The sequence below is a fragment of the Frankia tisae genome, from assembly GCF_025403405.1.
In the GTDB taxonomy this organism is placed as follows: Bacteria; Actinomycetota; Actinomycetes; order Frankiales; family Frankiaceae; genus Frankia; species Frankia tisai.
Genome location: NZ_JANEZT010000426.1, coordinates 1 through 5,211 on the forward strand (window position 1 = coordinate 1; position 5,211 = coordinate 5,211).

At 74.8% G+C, this 5,211-nt stretch carries 4 protein-coding genes; all 4 read right to left on the reverse strand.

Translation table 11 applies throughout. The features are described from left to right. Positions 1 to 38: 38 nt before the first annotated feature. A complete protein-coding gene (locus NBZ85_RS27265) occupies positions 39 to 1,058 on the reverse strand; it encodes a glycosyltransferase family 2 protein (protein WP_261560430.1) in 1,020 nt (339 codons plus the stop codon). Positions 1,059 to 1,089: 31 nt separating this feature from the next. Next, positions 1,090 to 2,310: a cellulase family glycosylhydrolase gene (locus NBZ85_RS27270; protein WP_261560431.1), complete on the reverse strand. Its 1,221-nt coding sequence runs from the start codon at positions 2,308 to 2,310 to the stop codon at positions 1,090 to 1,092. After that, positions 2,307 to 4,736 (reverse strand): glycosyltransferase family 4 protein, encoded by a 2,430-nt coding sequence (locus NBZ85_RS27275; protein WP_261562875.1) that lies wholly within the window; start codon positions 4,734 to 4,736, stop codon positions 2,307 to 2,309. Before NBZ85_RS27275 ends, NBZ85_RS27270 begins: the two co-directional genes overlap by 4 nt. Further along, positions 4,733 to 5,211: hypothetical protein (locus tag NBZ85_RS27280; protein ID WP_261562876.1), on the reverse strand; the 479-nt coding region annotated here is incomplete at its 5' end. The genes NBZ85_RS27275 and NBZ85_RS27280, both read right to left, overlap by 4 nt.

Consider the following 5,211-nt stretch of genomic DNA (forward strand, 5'->3'; position numbering starts at 1 on the left):
GGACGGGGACGCGGGACGGGCACGGAGCGGGTAACCGCCTACCGGGGCGGCTCCGGGGAGCGGGTGACCAGGGAGCTCGCGCTGCCGTGCAGGTATCCCGCCGTCGTGGCGGTGAGCCCGAGGACCACCGCCACCGCGGCCCGGCGCCGACCGGGTAGGCCCAGGTAGCGGCGGAATGCGGCCGGCAGGGTCCGGCGGACGTAGTCGCGTTCGGCGGCGAGTGCGGAATCCCGCCCGACCGTCCGCGAGATCGTCGCCTTCGAGATTCCCTCGGCGTAACAGCGGCGCCAGAAGTAGCCGGGCCGGGCCCGCGGCGGGGTGACCCGGTGGCGCACGACGGCGCTCGGCTGGTGGATGACGAGGGCGGCCGGGTCGGCCTGCCGCAGTCGGATACCGAACTCGGTCTCCTCGCAGCCCAGCGGGCGGGCGCCGACCCGGCCGACGCCCTCGGTAAAGCCGCCGACGAGCTCGAACGCGCCGCGGCGGAACGACATCGCCGCGCCGACCGGGTTACGCACCGGCTCGGCGACGGCGGGCAGCCCGGTGTGGGTGCAGCCGACCACCCAGTCGAACTCGGCGGGAAACCAGGCCGGGCGCCCGGGCGCGGGCCACATCGGCACCGCCGCGCCGCCGACGCCCTGCACGCGCGGATCGGCGTAGGGCTCGAGCAGCCGCTCCAGCCAGTCCGGCTCTCCGCGAGCATCATCGTCGAGGAAGACCAGGACGGCGCCCGTGGCCGCGGCGACGCCCGTGTTGCGAGCACCCGAGAGGCCGCGCCGGCCCGTGTTGGCCAGCACCCGGGCCGTCCCGCCGAAGACGTCGCGGGCCCGGGTGAGAAGGGCCTCGTTGTGGTCGATGACCACGATGAGTTCCTCCGGCGGGCGCCCCTGGCCGCGGACGCTGCCGACCGCGGCCAGCAGGTCGTTCCAGCGTTCCTCGGAGTAGGCGCAGATGATCACCGATGTCGGGCCGGTCAGCGGCCGTGTGGCGGGCGGTGGTGTGGTGGGCGGCGCGGCCCGCTCGTCGCCGGCCGGTCTCGTGTCTGGTGGGTGTGTCACGGTCGCCTTCCCGATCGTGGGCGGCCGAGGGTCAGCTCGGCGGGTTGTCCGAGAGCCGTCGCAGGACGGCGAAGAGCGGATCGTTGCCGGAGGGCAGCACGTCGTACCGTTCGGTGTCGACGACGTGGTTGAACTGCCAGATGAGGTAGCCGGACGCCCCGTTGCGGAACGCGGCGCGGACCTTCGCCGCCAGCAGGCCAGCCCGGCGCTCGCGGCCGGCGGCGTCACCGGCGGCGATGCCCGCCTCGCCGACGATCAGCGGTTTGCCGAGCCGCTGGGCGAGGGCGAAGGAGCAGGCGAGGGGAGCGCCCCGCACCGGCGCGCACTGCGGTGAGGTCGTGGCCGGCAGCGACCCGTCCTTGGCGCTGCCGGGCAGCGCCTCGGTATCCGAGCCCCAGGCCGTCCAGTCGTGGACCTCGGTGAAGTCGATGTTCGCCAGGCCGTAGACCGCGGCGAAGTCCGGTCCGCTCGCTCCCGGAGCCCCGTTGCTCTGGGAGCCGACGCTGACGAGATGGCGCGGGTCGGCGGACTTGATCATGCCGGCGATGTCGCCGGCGAAACCGACGAGCACCGAGCGGTTCTGGTCGTCGCGGGCGCTGGTCTCGGCCTCGTTCATCATCGTCCAGCCGAGGATCGTCGGCTCGTCGCGGTAGTGCGTGACGATCCGGCTCACGTAGTCCCGGTAGGACAGCGCCGCGTTGCCGAAGGGCACCCGGTAGCCCTGCCCGAACCAGGTGTCCCCCTGGTAGGCGGCCTTGCTGTCGGTGCGGGTGGGGGCCGTCGTGCAGTCCCCCCACTCGTTTTCGAGGACGGGCATGACCCGCATTCCGTTGGCCCGAGCGGCGCGGATCACCCGGTCCACCCCGGAGAAGTCCGTCCCGCCCTGGGTGTAGGTCTGGAAGGCCCAGAAGCGCACTACGGTGGCGCCGCCCTGCTCGTGCAGGAAGCGGAAGTCCCGGTCGAGGTCCGCGTCGCTCGCCCGCGGCCACCAGGCGCAGGCGTAACGGTCCGTGGCCGCGGCGTCGAAGTAGTTGAACCCGACGAAGCGGAACGGCTGCCCCCCCAGTTTCAGCTGGGCGCCGGAGCGGGTCACGAACTGGTCGGCCAGCTCCGGTCGCTCGGGCCCGGGCCGGTGGGTGGGCGTGGCGGACCCGCCGGAGTGTCCGAACCAGGAACAGCCGGCCAGCAGACCGCCCATGATGATCAGCGTGACCCCGAGCGATCCGGCCCGGCGCCACTTACCTGGGGTCATCGGTCCTCCAGCCAAGCTCGGGATCGGGGCCGCTGCGCGGCCGGTGGCTGGACGGGCGGTTTTGGGACGGCCGGTGCTGGGGTGGGCGTGGTGGCGAGGCCGAAGGTGGTCCGCCGGCCGGCGGACAGGCTCCGGTAGAGGGCCTCCACCGCGCCGACGAAACCCTCGACCCCGCAGTGCGCCCGCAGGTCGTCCGGCGGGTGATCGGCGCGCAGGCCGGTGTCGAGCGCGGCGTCGACCGCCCGGGCCAGGGCCGCCTGCTCGGCGGTCCCGTCGAGCTCGGTGGGCAGCTCGATCGCCGTCGCCAGCGGCGTGGGGAACCCCTCGAGACCCGGGCACTCGCCGTAGACCGTCGGCAGCCCGTTGGCCAGGGCTTCCAGAATGGCCAGGCCGAACGTCTCGTCGCGGGACGGGCTGACGAACACGTCCAGCGCACTGAGCACCCGCGCCACGTCGGAACGCGCGCCGAGGAAGTGGACGGCGTCGCTGATCCCGTGCTCGGCGCACCGGCGGCGCAGCGCGCCCTCCTCGGGCCCCACGCCGACGAGGGCGAGCCGCGTGCCCCCCGTCGCCAGCCGGGGCGCGAGCGCGTCAATGAGCACGTCGAACCGCTTGACCGGGGCGAGGCGGCCGACGGCCCCGACGAGGCGCACGCCCCGCGCGACGCCGAGCTCCGCGCGCACCGCCGCCCGGTCGCCGGCCGAGAAGGCCATGGCGTCGATGTCGATCCCGTTGAGGATCACATTCACCCGGGCCGGGTTGATCCCCCAGGAGACCATCCGGCGGCCCGTCGCCGCGGAGACGGCGATGGAGTGCTGCGCCAGCTGTACCAGCAGGTAGTAGAGCAGCCGCAGCCGCCGGGTGATGGGGCGGCCTTCCATGCTCGTCGGCATCAGCGAGTGCTCGGTCGAGACGATGACCGGTACGCCGGCGAGCCGCGCGGCGGGCAGCCCCCACAGCTGGGCGGCAAGCAGGTGCGTGTGGACGACGTCCGGGCGCAGCCGGCGCAGGAGCCGGGCCAGCCGGACGGGGGCGGCGAAGCGCCGCCAGCCGGTCATCCCCAGGACGTGGACCCGGTGGCCGGCGGCGACCAGTTCGTCGGCGACGAGACCGCCACCGTAGAGGCAGACCACCGCGGCCTCGGCGCTGCCGCGTTCGACGAGGTGCTGAACCTGGCGTTCCGCCCCACCGGTCGTGAGCGCGGTGATGACGTGCACCACCTGGGCCGGCCGCTCACCGCCCCGGCCGCGTCGCCCGGTGTCCCGAGGGCGGTCGGCCGCGGAACCCGCCCGCCACTTCTCCCGCCCCTTTTCTCTCTCCTCCTCCTCGACGACCGAGCGGTAGACGCCAGCGAGCTCGTCGGCGCAGCTCTCCCAGGTAGGCAAGTCGACGGTCGCCGTCTGCCGCGTCCCCGCCGCGGCGAGCAGCGCGTCGGCGACCCGCTCGGCCGGCGTTCCCGGCGCCAGCCCGGTGACCAGGCCGTCGGCGACGAGATCCCCGGTGCCGGCCACGTCGTAGCCGACGACCGGCACACCCAGCGCGAGAGCCTCCATCACCCCGACCGGGTGGGCCTCGTAGTCCGACAGCGCCGCGACGACCGTCGCGCTGGCGAGCTCCCGGGCCATCGCGTCCCGGTCCCCCGGGGGGACGGCCCGGATGGTCACCGACTGGCCCACATCCAACCGGTCGGCGAGCGCGCGCAGATCCGGCTCGAACGGTCCGGCACCGAGGATCACCAGGTGCGCCTCGGGCTGGCGGAGCCGCGCGGCCGGGAGGGCCTCGATCACGCGGTGGTGGCCCTTGTACCGTTCCAGCCGCCCGCAGGAGACGATCCGGCCCGCGATGGGACGCACCTCGGCGGGGGCGGCGGGCAGGCCACCGCCGTTGCGGATGACCGTGAACCGGGCGGGGGCGATCCCGGTCGCCCGCTGGAACAGGTCCCGCTCGAACCGGCTCACGCCGATCAGCCGGCGCGCGTCCCGTAACAGCGGGCTCAGCGCCTTCCACTGCACCGACCGCATCGACGTCCGGGCCCCGGAGGAGTGCCCCCCGGTGTGGAAGGTGACGACATAGGGGATGCCGGCCCGCCGCGCGGCGAGCATGCCGAGGATCGGCACCGCGGTGTGGATGCCCTGCAGGTGCACCAGATCCCACCCGCCGCGGCGGATCACGTTCACCAGCCCCGGTGCGACGTGGTAATCGCTGCCGCGCGGCCAGGCCTGCCGGCGCAGCACGTCGAAACCCTCGGCCCGCTGCACGCGCGGGCGCCGGCCGGTCCGGTCGGTCGTCAGCACGGTGAGATCGAGGTCGTCGCGCCGGCCGAGACGACGCCCGACCTCATGCACGTGGGTCTCGGTGCCCCCGAGGTCGGGCAGGTAGCGCGCGGTGACCTGGAGCACCCGCAGGGGGCGCCGGCTGTCGCTCATCGGGATGGCTCCGTCCCCGGCGCGGGCCGTGCCGGATCGGCCTGGCGTGCCCCAAGGACGAGGCTGCGCAGGACGTGGTTGTCGGTCGGATCGGTGAGGGTCACCACGACCCGCCGCCCGCTCGGCGCCGGCACGGTCACGTACGTCTGCCCGCTGGTCACCGCCATCGACGGGCGTAGGAGCACGGGTCCCTGCCCGGCCTCGACGAACAACCGGTAGGGGCCGGCGGGCCGCGTCGCGGACACGGCGACCACCGCCGTGCCCGGCGCCGCCACCTGCCCGGAGTCGGGCGTGGCCACCGCCAGCGACAGCGGCGGCTGTTCGGCCCGCTGGGTGGCCCGCACGGACATCGTGAGCGCGACCGCCACGACGAGGGCCGCCGCGACGAACCAGCTTGTACCCAGCAGCCGCCGCGGGGTCAGCGCTCGCCCGCCGGCCCGGACCGACCGCCGCACGGCCCGCCCGACTCCGGCTC

Excerpts from the sequence above, each read along its gene's own strand:
- NBZ85_RS27270 (WP_261560431.1), bottom strand. The coding sequence starts at position 2,310 with ATGACCCCAGGTAAGTGGCGCCGGGCCGGATCGCTCGGGGTCACGCTG.
- NBZ85_RS27275 (WP_261562875.1), bottom strand. The coding sequence starts at position 4,736 with ATGAGCGACAGCCGGCGCCCCCTGCGGGTGCTCCAGGTCACCGCGCGC.